Raw genomic sequence first — 17,760 nt, 5'->3', positions numbered from 1 at the left:
TTCCGACCCCTTACAGCTTCATCAGGCTGGCGTCGTCGACCGAGGCCGAGTGGCGGGAACGGAACAGCGACACGATGATCGCGAGGCCGACCACGACCTCCGCGGCCGCGACGACCATCGTGAAGAACGCGATGATCTGACCGTCGAGGTTGCCGTGCATCCGGGAGAAGGCGACGAACGCGAGGTTGCAGGCGTTCAGCATCAGCTCGATGCACATGAAGACCACGATGGCGTTGCGCCGGATCAGCACACCGGTGGCGCCGATCGTGAACAACAGAGCTGCCAGATACAGGTAGTTGACCGGGTTCACTGTGACGCCTCCTTGTTCCGCTTGAAGGTCGCCGGTGTGCTCGCACCGCGCTCCAGGCGCTCCTGCGCGCGCTGCTCCAGTGCCTTGAGGTCGCTCAGCGCCTCGGTGGACACGTCACGGACCTGGCCGCGCTCGCGCAGCGTCTTGCTGACGGTGAGCTCGGACGGGGTGCCGTCGGGGAGCAGGCCCGCGATGTCCACCGCGTTGTGCCGGGCGTACACGCCGGGCGCCGGCAGCGGCGGGATGTACACGGCTTCACGGATGCGCTGTTCGGACAGTTCACGCTGGGTCTTGGCGCGTTCGGTGCGCTCGCGGTGGGTGAGCACCATGGCCCCGATGGTCGCCGTGATCAGCAGGGCGCCGGTGATTTCGAAGGCGAAGACGTACTTGGTGAAGATGAGGGACGCGAGCCCCTCCACGTTGCCGTTCGCGTTCGCCTGGCCGGTGCCGTTGAACTCCTTCAGGGAGGCGTTGCCGATCCCGGCGAACAGCAGGATGCCGAAGCCGAGGCCGCACACCAGGGCCAGCCAGCGCTGGCCCTTGATGGTCTCCTTCAGGGAGTCCGCCGCGGTGACACCGACGAGCATCACCACGAACAGGAACAGCATCATGATCGCGCCGGTGTAGACGACGATCTGCACGACGCCGAGGAAGTAGGCGCCGTTGGCGAGATAGAACACCGCCAGGACGATCATGGTCCCGGCGAGGCAGAGGGCGCTGTGCACGGCCTTCTTCATGAAGACGGTGCACAGGGCGCCGATCACCGCGACCGTGCCGAGGACCCAGAACTGGAAGGCCTCTCCGGTGGAGGTGGAGTAGGCGGCGAGCTGCGTCGTCATCGCCCGATCACCTTCTCCGACGCCGGTTCCTCCTCGCCGAAGGTGGACGCGGCCTCCTGCGGGACCTCCCCCTTGGAGACGGCGACCTGCCGGACCGTGTCCGGGGCGGCCTCGGTGACCAGGCCCCGGTAGTAGTCCTGCTCGTCCATCCCCGGGTAGATGGCGTGCGGGGAGTCGACCATGCCCTCTTCGAGGCCGGCGAGCAGCTGCTCCTTGGTGTAGATGAGGTTGGCGCGGCTGGAGTCGGCCAGTTCGAACTCGTTCGTCATCGTCAGCGCGCGCGTGGGGCACGCCTCGATGCACAGCCCGCACAGGATGCAGCGGGCGTAGTTGATCTGGTAGACGCGGCCGTACCGCTCGCCCGGCGAGTAGCGCTCCTCGTCGGTGTTGTCGGCGCCCTCCACGTAGATGGCGTCGGCGGGGCAGGCCCAGGCGCACAGCTCGCAGCCGACGCACTTCTCCAGGCCGTCCGGATGGCGGTTGAGCTGGTGCCGTCCGTGGAACCGCGGAGCCGTGGTCTTCTTCTGCTCCGGGTACTGCTCGGTCAGCCGCTTCTTGAACATGGCCTTGAAGGTCACGCCGAAGCCGGCCACCGGGTTGAGGAAACCGGGCTCGGTCTCCTTGGGCTCCTCAGCCATCGGACGCCTCCTTTCCATCCAGAGATCCGTCACTGTGAGTATCGGACCCACCACTGACAATCAGCTCCCGCTCGCGGCGCGAGCGACGCCGGGGCACCGGCGGAAGCTCCTGTCCGGGCAGCGGTGGTACGGGGAATCCGCCGGCCATCGGGTCGAAACCGGCCGGCTGCTCGACGGGCGTCGCGTCCTTCTTCGTCTTCTCGCGGAACATGTCGACGACGAACGACAGCAGCAGCAGTGCGAGGACGGCGCCGCCGACGTACAGGGCGATGTCGGCGAAGTCGTAGTTCTCGTTGCGCAGCGCCCGCACGGTCGCGACCAGCATCAGCCACACCACCGACACCGGGATGAGGACCTTCCAGCCGAGCTTCATCAGCTGGTCGTAGCGGACGCGGGGCAGTGTGCCGCGCAGCCAGATGAAGAAGAACAGCAGCAGCTGCACCTTGATCACGAACCAGAGCAGCGGCCACCAGCCGTGGTTGGCGCCCTCCCAGAAGCTGCTGACGGGCCAGGGGGCGCGCCAGCCGCCGAGGAAGAGGGTGGTCGACACCGCCGACACCGTCACCATGTTCACGTACTCGGCGAGCATGAACATCGCGAACTTGATCGACGAGTACTCGGTGTTGAAGCCGCCGACCAGGTCGCCCTCGGACTCCGGCATGTCGAAGGGGGCGCGGTTGGTCTCGCCGACCATCGTGACGATGTAGAGGATGAAGGAGACCGGAAGCAGCAGGATGTACCAGCGGTCGTGCTGCTGCTCGACGATCGTCGACGTCGACATCGACCCGGAGTACAGGAACACCGAGGCGAACGCGGCACCCATCGCGATCTCGTAGGAGATCATCTGCGCGCAGGAGCGCAGACCGCCGAGCAGCGGGTACGTCGAGCCGGAGCTCCAGCCCGCGAGCACGATGCCGTAGATGCCGACCGAGGCGACCGCGAGGATGTACAGCATCGCGATCGGCAGGTCGGTGAGCTGCATCGTGGTGCGGTGGCCGAAGATCGAGATCTCGTTGCCGGCCGGTCCGAAGGGGATCACCGCGATCGCCATGAACGCCGGGATGGCGGCGACGATCGGCGCGAGGACGTAGACCACCTTGTCCGCGCGTTTGACGATGACGTCTTCCTTCAGCATCAGCTTGATGCCGTCGGCGAGCGACTGGAGCATGCCCCATGGGCCGTGCCGGTTGGGGCCGATGCGCAGCTGCATCCAGGCGACGACCTTGCGCTCCCAGACGATGGAGAACAGCACGGTCACCATCAGGAAGGCGAAGCAGAACACCGCCTTGACGACGACCAGCCACCACGGGTCGCGGCCGAACATCGAGAGGTCCTCAGCGGCGAGGTACACGCTCATGCCTCCACCTCCTTCGGGGCGTCGGCGACGGCGGCCGCCGGGCCGATGCGGACGAGCGAGCCGGGCAGCGCCCCGGTGTCGGAGGCGACGCCGCCGCCGACGGAGTTCAGCGGGAGCCAGACGACACGGTCGGGCATCTCGGTGACCTCGAGCGGAAGTTCGGTGGTACCCGCGGGGCCGGTCACGGCGAGGAGGCCGCCGTCCTTGACGCCCGCCTCGGCGGCCGTCGCGGCCGACAGACGCGCGTGGGCGGCGTGCCGGGTCCCGGCGAGCGCCTCGTCGCCCTGCTGGAGCACGCCCTGGTCGAGCAGCAGCCGGTTCCCGGCGAGCACCGCCTCACCGGCCGCGGGCCGCGGCAACGGTCCGGCGGTCTCCAGCGGGTCGGTGGCGCGCGGCCCGGTCCAGGCGCCGAGCCGGTCGATCTCCGCGCGCGTGGTGCGCAGATCGGGCAGTCCCAGGTGGACGTCCATGGCGTCGGCGAGCATCTGCAGCACGCGCGCGTCGGTCGGCTCGATACGGCGGGTCATCTGGTCGGGCTTGAGAGCGGCGTCGAAGAAGCGGACCCGGCCCTCCCAGTTGAGGAAGGTGCCCGGCTTCTCGGCGACCGCCGCGACCGGCAGGACGACGTCGGCACGCTCGGTGATCTCGCTGGGCCGCAGCTCCAGCGACACCAGGAAGCCGACCTCGTCGAGGGCGGCACGCGCGCGTGCCGGGTCGGGCAGGTCGGCGACCTCCACACCGGCCACCAGCAGCGCCTGGAGTTCACCGCCGGCGGCGGCCTCCACGATCTGCCCGGCGTCACGGCCGTAGCGGTGCGGGAGTTCGGCGACGCCCCAGACGGCGGCCACCTCCTCACGCGCGCGTGGATCGGTGGCCGGGCGGCCGCCCGGCAGCAGCGACGGCAGCGCACCCACCTCGATCGCGCCGCGCTCCCCGGCCCGCCGCGGGATCCACACCAGCTCGGCGCCGGTCGCGGACGCGGCCCGTACGGCGGCCGTAAGCCCGCCGGGCACCGCGGCCAGCCGCTCACCGACGACGATCACCGCACCGCCGGTGCGCAGCGCCTCGGCGGCCCCGGCCCCGTCGCCCTCCAGACCGACGCCGCTCGCGAGTGCGTCCAGCCACTCGGTCTCGGTGCCGGGAGCGGCCGGCAGCAGCGTGCCGCCCGCCTTGGTCAGCCCACGCGTCTCGTGCGTCGCCAGCGCGAACACCCGCTGCCCGTGCTTGCGCCAGGCCTTGCGCAGCCTGAGGAAGACGCCGGGCGCCTCCTCCTCGGACTCGAAGCCGGCCAGCAGGACCGCCGGCGCCTTCTCCAGGAAGGTGTACGTCACGCCCGTACCGTCGAGGTCACGGCCTCGCCCGGCGACCCGGGCGGCGAGGAAGTCGGCCTCCTCGCTGCTGTGCACCCGCGCGCGGAAGTCGATGTCGTTGGTGTCGAGCGCCACGCGCGCGAACTTGCTGTAGGCGTAGGCGTCCTCGACGGTGAGCCGGCCACCGGTCAGCACACCCGTACGGCCCCGCGAGGCGAGCAGCCCCTGCGCGGCGATCTGCAGCGCCTCCGGCCAGGACGCGGGCTCCAGCTCGCCCTCCGCGTTGCGCACCAGCGGTGTGGTGAGCCGGTCCCTCTGCTGGGCGTAGCGGAAGGCGAAGCGGCCCTTGTCGCAGATCCACTCCTCGTTGACCTCGGGGTCGAAGGCGGCCAGCCGCCGCATGACCTTGCCGCGCCGGTGGTCGGTGCGCGTCGCGCAACCGCCGGAGCAGTGCTCGCACACCGACGGCGAGGAGATGAGGTCGAAGGGGCGCGAGCGGAACCGGTAGGCGGCCGAGGTGAGCGCGCCGACCGGGCAGATCTGGATCGTGTTGCCGGAGAAGTACGACTCGAACGGGTCGCCCTCACCGGTGCCGACCTGCTGCAGCGCCCCCCGCTCGATCAGCTCGATCATCGGGTCACCGGCGATCTGGTTGGAGAAGCGGGTGCAGCGCGCGCACAGCACGCACCGCTCGCGGTCCAGCAGCACCTGCGTGGAGATCGGGACCGGCTTCTCGTAGGTCCGCTTCTTTCCCTCGAAGCGGGACTCGGCGTTGCCGTGCGACATCGCCTGGTTCTGCAGCGGGCACTCGCCGCCCTTGTCGCAGACCGGGCAGTCCAGCGGGTGGTTGATGAGCAGCAGCTCCATCACACCCTTCTGGGCCTTCTCCGCGACCGGGGAGCTGAGCTGCGTCTTCACGACCATGCCGTCGGTGCAGGTGATCGTGCAGGACGCCATCGGCTTGCGCTGGCCCTCGACCTCGACGATGCACTGGCGGCAGGCGCCGGCCGGGTCGAGCAGGGGGTGGTCGCAGAACCGGGGGATCTCGATGCCGAGCTGCTCGGCGGCCCGGATGACCAGGGTGCCCTTGGGCACGCTGATCTCGGCGCCGTCGATGGTCAGCGTCACCAGGTCCTCCGGCGGGACCGCCGCCTCTCCCCCGCCCGCCGGGGCGTTGGTGGTCACGGTCATGCGTTCACCTCCGTGCGGTCGGCCCAGGCCGTCGACTTGGCCGGGTCGAAGGGGCAGCCGCGGCCCGTGATGTGCTGCTCGTACTCCTCACGGAAGTACTTCAGCGAGGAGAAGATCGGCGAGGCCGCGCCGTCGCCGAGGGCGCAGAACGACTTGCCGTTGATGTTGTCGGCGATGTCGGCGAGCTTGTCGAGGTCGCTCATCGCGCCCTTGCCGGCCTCGATGTCCCGCAGCAACTGCACCAGCCAGTAGGTGCCCTCGCGGCAGGGCGTGCACTTTCCGCAGGACTCGTGGGCGTAGAACTCCGTCCAGCGGGTCACGGCGCGCACCACGCAGGTCGTCTCGTCGAAGCACTGCAGGGCCTTCGTGCCGAGCATGGAACCGGCGGCGCCCACCCCTTCGTAGTCGAGGGGGACGTCGAGGTGCTCGTCGGTGAACATCGGGGTCGAGGAGCCGCCCGGCGTCCAGAACTTCAGGCGGTGCCCGGGGCGCATGCCGCCGCTCATGTCGAGGAGCTGGCGCAGGGTGATCCCGAGCGGCGCCTCGTACTGCCCGGGGCTCGCGACATGGCCGGAGAGGGAGTAGAGCGTGAAGCCCGGGGACTTCTCGCTGCCCATCGACCGGAACCATTCTTTGCCCCGATGGAGGATCGCGGGAACCGACGCGATCGACTCGACGTTGTTCACAACAGTCGGGCAGGCATACAGGCCCGCGACAGCAGGGAAGGGGGGACGGAGCCGCGGTTGACCCCGGCGGCCTTCGAGCGAGTCCAGCAGCGCGGTCTCCTCACCGCAGATGTACGCGCCGGCGCCGGCGTGCACGGTGAGGTTCAGGTCGAGCCCGCTGCCCAGGATGTTCTCGCCGAGGTAGCCGGCCTCGTAGGCCTCGCGCACGGCCTCGTGCAACCGCCGCAGAACGGGGACGACTTCACCACGCAGATAGATGAAGGCATGCGACGACCGGATGGCATAGCACGCGATCACAATGCCCTCGATGAGGCTGTGCGGGTTCGCGAAGAGGAGCGGGATGTCCTTGCACGTCCCGGGCTCCGACTCGTCGGCGTTGACAACTAGATAGTGCGGCTTTCCATCACCCTGCGGGATGAACTGCCACTTCATGCCCGTCGGGAATCCCGCGCCGCCGCGCCCGCGCAGACCGGAGTCCTTGACGTACGCGATCAGGTCGTCCGGCGACATGGCGAGCGCCTTGCGGAGCCCCTCGTACCCTTCGTGCCTTCGGTAGACCTCCAGGGACCACGACCGGTCCTCGTCCCAGAAGGACGACAGCACGGGTGCGAGCAGCTCCTCGGGGCTGTTTTCCTTCAGTTCGGGTGCCAAGGTCATCACTCCCCCTCCTCGGCTGCGGGCCCCGCCGGGTGGGAGGGGTCGGAGGCCGATGTGTCCTGCGGCGCGTCATGGGAGCTGAGGTGCTCGGCCGGCGACGGCTCGTGCACCCGGTCCTGCGGCTCCTGATGAGGACCGCCGCGCGGATGGACCACGCGCGCGGGTGCGGCCTCTCCCTTGGCCAGGCGGAGGCCCACCAGCGACGCCGGTCCCGCACTGCCGCTTGCCTCGACGGCCCCTGGCCGCTCGTCGGGGAAGCCGGCCAGGATCCGCGCGGTCTCCTTGAAGGTGCACAGCGGCGCACCGCGCGTGGGCGTGACCGGGCGTCCCGCGCGCAGGTCGTCCACGAGACGACGGGCGCTGTCGGGGGTCTGGTTGTCGAAGAACTCCCAGTTGACCATGACGACGGGCGCGAAGTCGCAGGCCGCGTTGCACTCGATGTGTTCCAGGGTGACCTTGCCGTCGTCGGTGGTCTCGCCGTTGCCGACGCCGAGGTGCTCCTGGAGCTGCTCGAAGATCGCGTCGCCGCCCATCACCGCGCACAGCGTGTTGGTGCACACGCCGACCTGGTAGTCGCCGCTCTTCCTGCGCCGGTACATGGTGTAGAAGGTGACGACCGCGGTGACCTCGGCCGTGGTCAGGCCGAGCACGTCCGCGCAGAACTGCATCCCGGTGCGCGTGACGTGGCCCTCCTCCGACTGCACGAGGTGCAGCAGCGGAAGGAGCGCCGAGCGGGAGTCGGGGTAGCGGGCGATGATCTCGCGCGCGTCCGCCTCCAGCCGGGCTCGGACCTCGTCCGGGTAGTCGGGCGCGGGCAGCTCGGGCATCCCCAGGCTGACGCCCCGCTCCGAAGAAGAGGTGGTCACCGGTCGACGCCTCCCATCACGGGGTCGATGGACGCGACGGCGACGATGACGTCGGCGACCTGGCCGCCCTCGCACATCGCCGCCATGGCCTGCAGGTTGGTGAAGGACGGGTCGCGGAAGTGGACCCGGTAGGGGCGGGTGCCGCCGTCGGAGACGGCGTGCACGCCGAGTTCGCCCTTGGGGGACTCGACCGCCGCGTACACCTGGCCCGGCGGGACGCGGAAGCCCTCCGTGACCAGCTTGAAGTGGTGGATCAGGGCCTCCATGGAGGTGCCCATGATCTTCTTGATGTGGTCGAGGGAGTTGCCCAGTCCGTCCGGTCCCAGGGCGAGCTGGGCCGGCCAGGCGATCTTCTTGTCGGCGACCATGACCGGGCCGGGCTGGAGCCGGTCCAGGCACTGCTCGACGATGCGCAGCGACTGGCGCATCTCCTCCAGCCGGATCAGGAAGCGGCCGTAGGCGTCGCAGCTGTCGGCGGTCGGGACGTCGAAGTCGTACGTCTCGTAGTCGCAGTAGGGCTGTGTCTTGCGCAGGTCGTGCGGCAGGCCGGTGGCGCGCAGGATGGGTCCCGTCGCGCCGAGGGCCATGCAGCCGGCCAGGTCGAGGTAGCCGACGTCCTGCATACGGGCCTTGAAGATGGGGTTCCCGGTGGCGAGCTTGTCGTACTCCGGGAGGTTCTTCTGCATCTTCTTCACGAACTCGCGGATGTGGTCCACCGCGCCGGGCGGCAGGTCCTGGGCGAGTCCGCCGGGGCGGATGTACGCGTGGTTCATCCTCAGGCCGGTGATGAGCTCGTAGATGTCGAGGATCATCTCGCGGTCACGGAACCCGTAGATCATGATCGTGGTGGCGCCGAGCTCCATACCGCCGGTGGCGATGCACACCAGGTGGGAGGAGAGCCGGTTCAGCTCCATCAGGAGCACCCGGATGATCTTGGCCCGCTCGCTGATCTGGTCCTCGATGCCGAGGAGTTTCTCCACGGCCATGCAGTAGGCGGTCTCGTTGAAGAAGGACGTCAGGTAGTCCATGCGCGTCACGAACGTGGTGCCCTGCGTCCAGGTCCGGTACTCGAGGTTCTTCTCGATGCCGGTGTGGAGGTAACCGATGCCGCAGCGGGCCTCGGTGACCGTCTCGCCCTCGATCTCCAGGATCAGGCGCAGCACGCCGTGGGTGGAGGGGTGCTGGGGACCCATGTTGACGACGATGCGCTCGTCGTCGGCCTTGGCGGCGGACTGGACGACCTCGTCCCAGTCGCCGCCGGTCACCGTGTAGACGGTGCCCTCGGTGGTCTCGCGGGCCGAGGCGGCCGACGCGGCGTGTGACTGCGTGTTGCTCACGAGTACGACCTCCGCTGGTCCGGAGCCGGGATCTGGGCGCCCTTGTACTCGACGGGGATGCCGCCGAGGGGGTAGTCCTTGCGCTGCGGATGGCCCTGCCAGTCGTCCGGCATCATGATCCGCGTCAGGGCCGGGTGACCGTCGAAGACGATCCCGAAGAAGTCGTAGGTCTCGCGCTCGTGCCAGTCGTTCGTCGGATAGACGGAGACCAGCGACGGGATGTGCCGGTCGCTGTCGGGACAGCTGACCTCGAGCCGGACGAGCCGGTTGTGGGTGATCGAGCGCAGGTGGTAGACGGCGTGCAGCTCGCGGCCCTTGTCGTTCGGGTAGTGCACGCCGCTGACGCCGGTGCACAGCTCGAAGCGCAGCGCCGGGTCGTCGCGCAGGGTGCGGGCGACGCGGAGCAGGTGCTCGCGTTCGATGTGGAACGTCAGCTCGTCGCGGTCGACGACCGTCTTCTCGATGGCGTTCTCGGGCAGCAGGCCCTGTTCCTCCAGCGCGCCCTCGAGTTCGTCGGCGACCTCGTCGAACCAGCCGCCGTACGGCCTGCTCGCCGGTCCCGGGAGGCGGACCGAGCGGACCAGGCCGCCGTAGCCGGAGGTGTCGCCGCCGTTGTCGGCGCCGAACATGCCGCGCTGGACGCGGATCTCCTCGCCGCCCTCACCGCGCTGGCCGGGCAGGTTGGAGGCGGACAGGTCCTTCTCGGGGTTCACCCCGTTGTGGTCGGCCCCGTTGTGGTTCGCGTCGCTCACCGCAGCAGCCCCTTCATCTCGATCGTGGGCAGGGCCTTGAGCGCCGCTTCCTCCGCCTCCCGGGCCGCCTCCTCGGCGTTCACGCCGAGCTTGGAGGACTGGATCTTCTGGTGGAGCTTGAGGATCGCGTCCATCAGCATCTCGGGGCGCGGCGGGCAGCCGGGCAGATAGATGTCGACGGGGACGATGTGGTCGACGCCCTGGACGATCGCGTAGTTGTTGAACATGCCGCCCGAGGAGGCGCACACCCCCATGGAGATCACCCACTTCGGGTTCGGCATCTGGTCGTAGACCTGCCGCAGGACCGGCGCCATCTTCTGGCTGACCCGGCCGGCGACGATCATCAGGTCCGCCTGGCGGGGCGAGCCGCGGAAGACCTCCATGCCGAAGCGGGCCAGGTCGTAGCGGCCGGCGCCGGTGGTCATCATCTCGATGGCGCAGCAGGCGAGGCCGAAGGTCGCGGGGAACACGGACGCCTTGCGCACCCAGCCCGCGGCCTGTTCGACGGTGGTCAGCAGGAAGCCGCTCGGAAGCTTTTCTTCGAGTCCCATGTCTTTGAGGCCCCTCAGTCCCATTCCAGGCCGCCGCGCCGCCAGACGTAGGCGTAGGCGACGAAGACGGTGAGCACGAAGAGCAGCATCTCCACGAGCCCGAAAATCCCCAGGGCGTCGAAGGTGACGGCCCAGGGGTAGAGGAAGACGATCTCGATGTCGAAGACGATGAAGAGCATCGCCGTCAGGTAGTACTTGATGGGGAAGCGCCCGCCGCCGGCCGGCGTGGGGGTCGGCTCGATACCGCACTCGTAGGCTTCGAGCTTGGCGCGGTTGTACCGCTTCGGACCGATCAGCGTGGCCATGACCACGGAGAAGATCGCAAAGCCTGCCCCGAGGGCTCCCAGTACGAGGATGGGCGCATACGCGTTCACCGCTCCTCGCTCCTCTCAGTCGGCACTGACTGCTGGCGGTTGCGGTCGGTCTCACAACTGCCTCGTCGGCCCCACGAACCCCGCCCGCCCCGGCGGAGATCGGGAACATGTGAAGCAGGTCACAAGCCCAACCGCGTGCATCTTATGCCCGCCGGTCTGTGATCTGCGACACGGGGTATTGCACAAGCTTTGTGATCTCCACCACCTGACGAAGGATCATGAAGTCGTATGAGCGGTGATCTTCGTACAGGAAGCGTCCGAGTGATCACCAGACGTGACATTTCCGCTCGTCGGGGCAGCTCAGAGGGGTCGTCTCCATATCAAGAGACTTCGAGACGAGGCAAATTCGCCCTGGACTTGATCTCTTGCTAGCGGCCGCGTTCACACATCAGGGGGACCCGCGGTGCACGCCGTGGACGCGTGCACGCGTTCACGAAGTCGCGGCGTCGAGATCGCGCCGTGATCAGGATGTGATCATGCTGCGCGGACGCGGGCCGACCGGAGACCGTTCCGTGACCTCCGCCACACCCGGGAGGGGCCTGCGAGAACCGGGCTTGGCCATCGAGCCCAACCAGTGGTAGGCGGCGGGCAATTCGGGCGTAATGACGAAAGTACGTGATCAAAGCCGTGTTGAGCGGCGTCCGCAATGTCCGTTACGGCGTCAATAAAGAACGACACGCCCGGGATTCGGTGTCTCGGCTGAGCAACTGTGGCGCAGCACACGTTTCTTGAAGGTATGAAGGAGCCCCTGATACCGGTTGTACCCATGTCCCACACCGCTCACATACGCAGCCACCGGAAACCCCGCCGCAGCGCGTCGAAAATCGCGATGCGGGCCGGAGTTGCCGGTGGCGTCCTCAGCACCCTGGCAGTCGCCGGTGCGTCGGCCTCGTCGGCGAACGCCGCGGAGCCGGTGACGCAGACCCTTGAACTGCCCACCCTGACGGCAGACCTGTCCGCCCAGGTCGCCCAGTCCGCTGAGGCCACGCAGCTGGCCGCCGCGAACTACGAGCTGCGTGCCGAGCGTGACGCGGCCGCGGCGAAGGCCGCCCAGCAGGCCCAGAAGAACCTCACCGAGGCCAAGAAGAAGGCCGCGGAGGCCAAGAAGAAGGCCGAGGAGGAGGCCGCCCGCAAGGCGGCCGCCGAGCAGGCCGCCCAGCAGACCGCACAGCGCGCCTCCCGCAGCTCCGAGCGCCCCACGCTCTCCGCCTCGGTGAGCGCCGACGTCTCCACCAGCTCGTCCTCGGCGACCGGTTCGGCCGCCGCCGTCGTCGACTTCGTCAAGGCGCAGGTCGGCAAGGCCTACGTCTCCGGCGCCACCGGCCCGTCCGCCTACGACTGCTCCGGCCTGGTGCAGACCGCCTTCAAGCAGGTCGGCATCGACCTGCCGCGCGTCTCGCAGGACCAGTCCACCGCCGGCACCCAGGTCTCCCTGAGCAACCTTCAGCCGGGCGACATCCTCTACTGGGGCGGTGCGGGCAGCGCCTACCACGTGGCCGTGTACGTCGGTGACGGCATGTTCGTCGGTGCGCAGAACCCGTCCACGGGCGTCGTCGAGCGTGACCTGTCGTACGACCCGCCGAGCGGTGCGGTGCGCGTCCTCTGACACACGCGCACGTACAACCGTAAAAGGGACGAAGGGTCGCAGCCGCACCAGGGCAGCGGCCCTTCGGCGTACGCGGGCGCAACGCGGCCGGCTTCGGCTCGGGCCTCGCGCAACTCGCCCAACTCGCCCAACTCGCTCAACTCGCTCAACTCGCCCAACCCGTCGGCGTACGCCGCGCGGGAAGCCAGCGCCTCCGCGGCTCCGGTACGCCGCGCCGGGAAGCCTCCGCGCCTCCACGGGCGCCGCGCCGGAACCTTCTGCCCCTCCGCGGCCCCGGTACGCGAAAGCCGGCGCTCCTCGAGGGAAGCGCCGGCCGTCGGTGTCGGTCCGGGTGGGGCTACGCCTTCGGCGCGACCTTGCTCAGGCCGTTGATGATGCGGTCCATCGCGTCGCCGCCCGTGGGGTCGGTGAGGTTGGCGAGCAGCTTGAGGGTGAACTTCATCAGCACCGGGTGGGTCAGACCGCGCTGGGCGGCGATCTGCATGACCTTCGGGTTGCCGATGAGCTTCACGAAGGCGCGGCCGAGCGTGTAGTAGCCGCCGTAGGTGTCCTTGAGGATGCGCGGGTAGCGCTGGAGGGCGAGTTCGCGCTGGCCGGGCGTGGCACGCGCGTGTGCCTGGACGATGACGTCGGCGGCGAGCTGCCCCGACTCCATGGCGTAGGCGATGCCCTCGCCGTTGAAGGGGTTCACCAGGCCGCCCGCGTCGCCGACCAGCAGCAGGCCCTTGGTGTAGTGCGGCTGGCGGTTGAAGGCCATGGGGAGGGCGGCGCCGCGGATCGGGCCGGTCATGTTGTCGGGGGTGTAGCCCCAGTCCTCCGGCATGGAGGCGCACCAGGCCTTGAGCACCTCGCGCCAGTCGAGCTCCTTGAAGGAGTCGGAGGTGTTGAGCACGCCGAGGCCGACGTTGGAGGTGCCGTCGCCCATGCCGAAGATCCAGCCGTAGCCGGGCAGCAGCCGGTCCTGGGGGCCGCGGCGGTCCCACAGCTCCAGCCAGGACTCCAGGTAGTCGTCGTCGTGGCGGGGGCTTTCGAAGTACGTCCGGACCGCGACGCCCATCGGACGGTCCTCGCGGCGGTGCAGGCCCATCGCCAGGGACAGGCGGGTGGAGTTGCCGTCGGCGGCGACGACGAGCGGCGCGCGGAAGGTGACCTCGCGCTTCTCCTCGCCGAGCTTGGCGGTGACGCCGGTGATGCGGCCGGTGCGGTCGTCGACGACCGGGCCGGAGACGTTGCAGCGCTCGAAGAGGCGTGCGCCCGCCTTCTGGGCCTGGCGGGCCAGCTGCTCGTCGAAGTCGTCGCGCTTGCGGACCAGGCCGTAGTCGGGGAAGGAGGCGAGATCCGGCCAATCCAGCTGCAGGCGCACCCCGCCGCCGATGATGCGCAGGCCCTTGTTGCGCAGCCAGCCGGCTTCCTCGGAGATGTCGATGCCCATCGCCACGAGCTGCTTCACGGCGCGCGGGGTGAGGCCGTCACCGCACACCTTCTCCCGGGGGAAGGCGGTCTTCTCCAGCAGCAGCACGTCCAGCCCGGCCCGCGCGAGGTGGTACGCGGTGGTGGAGCCGGCCGGGCCCGCGCCCACGACGATCACATCGGCGGTGTTCTCGGAGAGCGGCTCGGTCACGACACTCACGGCGGGATCTCCCCAAGTTCGAAATCTGTGTGCCGACCGGCACGGGACATGGGCAGTCTATTCAGCAGCATTGATCAAACGGCTGAAGGGCTGCCCCGTGAACCGAACTCTCCCCGTGGTACGGCTGCGTGTCCCCACCGACGAGGACGCGGTGGCCTGGCACCGGGTCTTCGCACACCCGGACGTCATGGAGTTCCACGGCGGCAGACCGGCCGAGCTGTCCGTCTACGAGGAGCTCACCGCCCGCCAGCGCAGACACGACGCCGAGCTGGGCTTCTGCCTGTGGACCATGGTGGACGAGCAGGACCGGGTCATCGGCTTCACCGGCGCCCAGCCATGGCCGCACGCGTGGGGACCGGCCGGCGAGATCGAGATCGGCTGGCGGCTGGGCCGGGAGCACTGGGGCAAGGGGTACGTCTCCGCGGCCGCGCTCATGACCGTGGAGCGGGTGCGCGCGGCGGGCGTGGGCAGCGTCGTCGCCCTGGTCGACGCGCGCAACGCCCGCTCGATCGCCGTCACGCAGCGGTTGGGCATGCGGCTGGCGCAGACGTTCGTGACGCCGGAGTCGGAGCGCCAGGGCCACTGCTACCGACTCGACCTGTAACCCTGAGTAACCCTCCGCTACGGAAAGCGACAGAAGGCTTCCGGTGGGCACCCCCGGGCGGCTACCCTGCCAGTACCGCTGGGGGGTGACATCTATGCCGATAACACCCAGAACTCCGGAAGTCCGTGTGCCCAGGTTCGTCGGCCTCATGGCCGTCGACGCGCGCGAGAGAGCGACCACGCACGGCGTGCTGCTCGCCGCCCCCGACCGGCCCGACTTCCGCCGGACCGTCGTCGACTACGTCGTACGGCAGTACCCGCCGCCCGGCGTCGCCGTTCCGCGCGGGGCCGTGATCACCGTGTGGTTCGACCTCGGCGAGGGAGAGGGAGGAGGCGGAGCGGGCGTGCACGAGCCGCGCCCGACACAGCCACCGCACGGCGGGCTGCAACGGGAGCTGGAGGAGCCCCGAAGCCTCAGCTCTCCTTGAACCCCCGGTGCAGTGCCACCACGCCGCCGGTCAGGTTGCGCCAGGCCACCTTCGTCCAGCCGGCCTTGCGCAGGTGTTCGGCGAGGGCGGGCTGGTCCGGCCAGGCGCGGATGGACTCGGCGAGGTACACGTACGCGTCCGGGTTGGAGGACACCGCGCGGGCGACCGGCGGCAGCGCCCGCATCAGGTACTCGGTGTAGACGGTCCTGAAGGGCGCCCACGTCGGGTGGGAGAACTCGCAGATGACGATGCGGCCGCCGGGCCGGGTCACCCGGTGCATCTCGCGCAGCGCCGTGTCGTAGTCCTGCACGTTGCGCAGCCCGAAGGAGATCGTCACCGCGTCGAAGGTGTCGTCCTTGAACGGCAGCTTCGTCGCGTCGCCGGCGGTGAAGGGCAGCCAGGAGCGCTTGCTCTTGCCGACCTGGAGCATGCCGAGGGAGAAGTCGCAGGGGACGACGTAGGCGCCGGTCTGCGCGAACGGCAGCGAGGACGTCGCCGTACCGGCGGCCAGGTCCAGCACCTTCTGCGCGGGCCGGGCGTCGACCGCCTTGGCCACCTCCTTGCGCCAGCGGCGGTCCTGCCCCAGGGACAGCACGTCGTTGGTCAGGTCGTACCGGTCCGCCACGTCGTCGAACATCGAGGCGACTTCGTGCGGCTGCTTGTCCAGGGATGCGCGGGTCACCGCACCATTGTGGCAGGGGGCCCCGCGCGCAGGAGCCCCGGCTTCTGGCGCGCCGCCACGTCCTCCACCCACCCGCACGCCGGAGGCTGCCCGCGCAGTTCCCCGCGCCCCTCGTCGGCGGTCATCTGCGCCGGTGGACCAAGCGTCCGGCCACCACCGTCGCCACGCACGTTCCGGCCCCGCGTTCCGCCAGTTCCGTCTCGTCCCGTACGTCGAACACGGCGAACCGGGCGGCCGAGCCCGCCTCCCGCTCAGGCGCGAACTGCACCGGCGCGCCGCAGGCGTACGGGTCCAGCGACGCGGGCCCCTCCGGCCTGCCGATCCGGCCCACCACACCCAGCCCGGTGCGCCGTACCGCGTCCTTCACCGCGCGGTTGCGCACCGGCTCGCAGGCCACCGCGACCGTGCCGTGCGCCAGCATGCGCTGCACTCCGCGCCGGGCGCTCGCACCCCAGCGGGCGTCGTCCAGGGCGAGCATCGCCAGCGCGTCGCCGGTCAGCGGCTCGGTGCCGAGCTCGTGGGCCTCGCGCGGGTCCGGGTGGTAGGCCTCCTCCAGCAGCTCGGTGCCGTACAGGTTGACCAGCCCCGGGCTGAGGATGCCGGGCCACTCGCGCACGCGCGCCCCCGGATATGCGGCGCGCGCCTCCTCCACGGGCCCGGCGGTGGCGATCCACTCGCCCTGCACGACCAGGGCCCGGCCCCGGGAGTCGGCGTGAATCGTCAGCACGGCGGGGTCAGTTGGACGCCAGCAGCTTCAGCTCCGGATGAGCCGTGCCGCCCTCGATCGCGGTCGAGGAGATGTGGGAGACCACGCGGTCGTCGACGGGGTCGTTCGCCGGGTCGTCGTGCACGACCAGGTGCTCGTACGTCGTCGAGCGCTGCGCCGGGACGCGGTCCGCCTTGCGGATCAGGTCGATGATCTCCATGCGGTTGGAGCGGTGCTTGGCGCCGGCGGAGGAGACGACGTTCTCCTCCAGCATGATCGAGCCGAGGTCGTCCGCGCCGTAGTGCAGGGAGAGCTGGCCGGCCTCCTTGCCCGTGGTCAGCCACGAGCCCTGGATGTGGGCGACGTTGTCGAGGAAGAGGCGGGCGATCGCGATCATCCGCAGGTACTCGAACAGGGTCGCCTGCGTGCGGCCCTTCAGGTGGTTGTTCTCCGGCTGGTAGGTGTACGGGATGAACGCGCGGAAGCCGCCCGTGCGGTCCTGTACGTCGCGGATCATCCGCAGGTGCTCGATGCGCTCGGCGTTGGTCTCGCCGGTGCCCATCAGCATGGTGGACGTCGACTCCACGCCCAGCCGGTGCGCGGTCTCCATGATCTCCAGCCAGCGCTCGCCGGACTCCTTCAGCGGCGCGATGGCCTTGCGCGGCCGCTCCGGCAGCAGCTCGGCGCCCGCGCCCGCGAAGGAGTCGAGGCCCGCCCGGTGGATGCGGGTGATGGCCTCCTCGACGGACACACCGCTGATCCGGGCCATGTGCTCGACCTCGGACGCGCCGAGCGAGTGGATCACCAACTGCGGGAACGCGTCCTTGATGGCCTTGAAGTGCGTCTCGTAGTACTCGACACCGAAGTCCGGGTGGTGGCCGCCCTGGAACATGATCTGCGTGCCGCCCAGCTCCACGGTCTCCGCGCAGCGGCGCAGGATGTCGTCGAGGTCGCGGGTCCAGCCCTTCGCCGTGTCCTTCGGGGCGGCGTAGAAGGCGCAGAACTTGCACGCCGTGACGCACACGTTCGTGTAGTTGATGTTCCGCTCGATGATGTACGTCGCGATGTGCTCGGTGCCCGCGTACCTGCGGCGGCGCACGGCGTCGGCGGCGGCGCCGAGCGCGTGCAGCGGGGCGTCACGGTAGAGGTCGAGCGCCTCCTCGGGCGTGATCCGTCCGCCCGCGGCGGCACGGTCGAGGACGGACTGGAGGTCGGCCTTCTCGGTCACCGGAGCGTC

At 69.7% G+C, this 17,760-nt stretch carries 18 protein-coding genes; 3 read left to right on the top strand and 15 right to left on the bottom strand.

The genetic code is table 11. The features are described 5' to 3' along the window. Positions 1-10: 10 nt before the first annotated feature. Genes nuoK through AC0B9F_RS20800 form a run of 11 tightly spaced genes read right to left on the bottom strand, consistent with a single transcriptional unit; the run spans position 11 to position 10,868 of the window. On the bottom strand, positions 11-310 hold the full coding sequence (nuoK, locus tag AC0B9F_RS20850; RefSeq protein WP_003974374.1) for an NADH-quinone oxidoreductase subunit NuoK: 300 nt from the start codon (positions 308-310) through the stop codon (positions 11-13). After that, positions 307-1,149: an NADH-quinone oxidoreductase subunit J gene (locus AC0B9F_RS20845; protein ID WP_472004712.1), complete on the bottom strand. Its 843-nt coding sequence runs from the start codon at positions 1,147-1,149 to the stop codon at positions 307-309. Before AC0B9F_RS20845 ends, nuoK begins: the two co-directional genes overlap by 4 nt. Beyond that, positions 1,146-1,787 carry an NADH-quinone oxidoreductase subunit NuoI gene (nuoI, locus tag AC0B9F_RS20840; protein ID WP_472004710.1) on the bottom strand — a complete coding sequence of 214 codons (642 nt, stop codon included), beginning with the start codon at positions 1,785-1,787 and terminating at the stop codon, positions 1,146-1,148. Before nuoI ends, AC0B9F_RS20845 begins: the two co-directional genes overlap by 4 nt. After that, the gene (gene nuoH, locus AC0B9F_RS20835; protein WP_472004708.1) at positions 1,780-3,144 is read right to left on the bottom strand and encodes an NADH-quinone oxidoreductase subunit NuoH; all 1,365 of its coding nucleotides are present in this window, start codon (positions 3,142-3,144) and stop codon (positions 1,780-1,782) included. Before nuoH ends, nuoI begins: the two co-directional genes overlap by 8 nt. Continuing rightward, positions 3,141-5,645 carry an NADH-quinone oxidoreductase subunit G gene (locus AC0B9F_RS20830; protein ID WP_472004706.1) on the bottom strand — a complete coding sequence of 835 codons (2,505 nt, stop codon included), beginning with the start codon at positions 5,643-5,645 and terminating at the stop codon, positions 3,141-3,143. Before AC0B9F_RS20830 ends, nuoH begins: the two co-directional genes overlap by 4 nt. After that, positions 5,642-6,988 carry an NADH-quinone oxidoreductase subunit NuoF gene (nuoF, locus tag AC0B9F_RS20825; RefSeq protein ID WP_472004704.1) on the bottom strand — a complete coding sequence of 449 codons (1,347 nt, stop codon included), beginning with the start codon at positions 6,986-6,988 and terminating at the stop codon, positions 5,642-5,644. Before nuoF ends, AC0B9F_RS20830 begins: the two co-directional genes overlap by 4 nt. Further along, positions 6,988-7,854, bottom strand: coding sequence for an NADH-quinone oxidoreductase subunit NuoE (nuoE, locus tag AC0B9F_RS20820; protein ID WP_472004702.1), 867 nt, complete (start codon positions 7,852-7,854; stop codon positions 6,988-6,990). Before nuoE ends, nuoF begins: the two co-directional genes overlap by 1 nt. Beyond that, positions 7,851-9,191 (bottom strand): NADH-quinone oxidoreductase subunit D, encoded by a 1,341-nt coding sequence (locus AC0B9F_RS20815; RefSeq protein ID WP_472004700.1) that lies wholly within the window; start codon positions 9,189-9,191, stop codon positions 7,851-7,853. The genes nuoE and AC0B9F_RS20815 overlap by 4 nt, the downstream gene beginning before the upstream one ends. Continuing rightward, a complete protein-coding gene (locus AC0B9F_RS20810) occupies positions 9,188-9,943 on the bottom strand; it encodes an NADH-quinone oxidoreductase subunit C (RefSeq protein ID WP_472004698.1) in 756 nt (251 codons plus the stop codon). The genes AC0B9F_RS20815 and AC0B9F_RS20810 overlap by 4 nt, the downstream gene beginning before the upstream one ends. Beyond that, positions 9,940-10,494, bottom strand: coding sequence for a NuoB/complex I 20 kDa subunit family protein (locus AC0B9F_RS20805; RefSeq protein WP_007383964.1), 555 nt, complete (start codon positions 10,492-10,494; stop codon positions 9,940-9,942). Before AC0B9F_RS20805 ends, AC0B9F_RS20810 begins: the two co-directional genes overlap by 4 nt. A gap of 14 nt (positions 10,495-10,508) precedes the next feature. Continuing rightward, a complete protein-coding gene (locus AC0B9F_RS20800) occupies positions 10,509-10,868 on the bottom strand; it encodes an NADH-quinone oxidoreductase subunit A (protein WP_003992243.1) in 360 nt (119 codons plus the stop codon). Between the two features lie 766 nt (positions 10,869-11,634). On the opposite strand from AC0B9F_RS20800, the gene AC0B9F_RS20795 reads away from it, so the two are divergent. Then, complete coding sequence (locus AC0B9F_RS20795) at positions 11,635-12,474, top strand: C40 family peptidase (protein WP_472004696.1); 840 nt, start codon at positions 11,635-11,637, stop codon at positions 12,472-12,474. A 337-nt stretch (positions 12,475-12,811) separates the two neighbouring features. Here AC0B9F_RS20795 and AC0B9F_RS20790 read toward each other — a convergent pair whose 3' ends face one another. After that, positions 12,812-14,104, bottom strand: coding sequence for a geranylgeranyl reductase family protein (locus tag AC0B9F_RS20790; RefSeq protein WP_472004694.1), 1,293 nt, complete (start codon positions 14,102-14,104; stop codon positions 12,812-12,814). A gap of 97 nt (positions 14,105-14,201) precedes the next feature. Between AC0B9F_RS20790 and AC0B9F_RS20785 the strand changes: the two genes are divergently transcribed. Continuing rightward, entirely contained in the window at positions 14,202-14,708 is a 507-nt protein-coding gene (locus AC0B9F_RS20785; protein WP_472004692.1) for a GNAT family N-acetyltransferase, read from the top strand. Positions 14,709-14,802: 94 nt separating this feature from the next. Beyond that, the gene (locus AC0B9F_RS20780; protein WP_472004690.1) at positions 14,803-15,135 is read left to right on the top strand and encodes a PASTA domain-containing protein; all 333 of its coding nucleotides are present in this window, start codon (positions 14,803-14,805) and stop codon (positions 15,133-15,135) included. On the opposite strand, the gene AC0B9F_RS20775 is transcribed toward AC0B9F_RS20780, so the two are convergent. From AC0B9F_RS20775 to mqnC, 3 genes are all read right to left on the bottom strand, one after another. After that, positions 15,122-15,817, bottom strand: coding sequence for a demethylmenaquinone methyltransferase (locus AC0B9F_RS20775; RefSeq protein WP_472004688.1), 696 nt, complete (start codon positions 15,815-15,817; stop codon positions 15,122-15,124). The genes AC0B9F_RS20780 and AC0B9F_RS20775 overlap by 14 nt on opposite strands. Before the next feature lie 121 nt (positions 15,818-15,938). Continuing rightward, entirely contained in the window at positions 15,939-16,544 is a 606-nt protein-coding gene (locus AC0B9F_RS20770; protein ID WP_472004686.1) for a hypothetical protein, read from the bottom strand. A gap of 7 nt (positions 16,545-16,551) precedes the next feature. After that, positions 16,552-17,751, bottom strand: coding sequence for a cyclic dehypoxanthinyl futalosine synthase (gene mqnC / locus AC0B9F_RS20765; RefSeq protein ID WP_472004685.1), 1,200 nt, complete (start codon positions 17,749-17,751; stop codon positions 16,552-16,554). Positions 17,752-17,760: the final 9 nt, after the last annotated feature.

It is taken from the genome of Streptomyces sp. NPDC097129 (assembly GCF_055668065.1).
Note: the sequence above shows the minus strand (reverse complement) of the source record. Positions and strands in the feature narration are given on the sequence as shown.

What these genes read in the sequence shown, in the direction of transcription:
- AC0B9F_RS20845 (WP_472004712.1), bottom strand. Translation starts at nt 1,149, where the DNA reads ATGACGACGCAGCTCGCCGCCTACTCCACCTCCACCGGAGAGGCCTTC.
- nuoI (WP_472004710.1), bottom strand. Translation starts at nt 1,787, where the DNA reads ATGGCTGAGGAGCCCAAGGAGACCGAGCCCGGTTTCCTCAACCCGGTG.
- nuoH (WP_472004708.1), bottom strand. Translation starts at nt 3,144, where the DNA reads ATGAGCGTGTACCTCGCCGCTGAGGACCTCTCGATGTTCGGCCGCGAC.
- AC0B9F_RS20830 (WP_472004706.1), bottom strand. Translation starts at nt 5,645, where the DNA reads ATGACCGTGACCACCAACGCCCCGGCGGGCGGGGGAGAGGCGGCGGTC.
- nuoF (WP_472004704.1), bottom strand. Translation starts at nt 6,988, where the DNA reads ATGACCTTGGCACCCGAACTGAAGGAAAACAGCCCCGAGGAGCTGCTC.
- AC0B9F_RS20805 (WP_007383964.1), bottom strand. Translation starts at nt 10,494, where the DNA reads ATGGGACTCGAAGAAAAGCTTCCGAGCGGCTTCCTGCTGACCACCGTC.
- AC0B9F_RS20795 (WP_472004696.1), top strand. Translation starts at nt 11,635, where the DNA reads ATGTCCCACACCGCTCACATACGCAGCCACCGGAAACCCCGCCGCAGC.
- AC0B9F_RS20780 (WP_472004690.1), top strand. Translation starts at nt 14,803, where the DNA reads ATGCCGATAACACCCAGAACTCCGGAAGTCCGTGTGCCCAGGTTCGTC.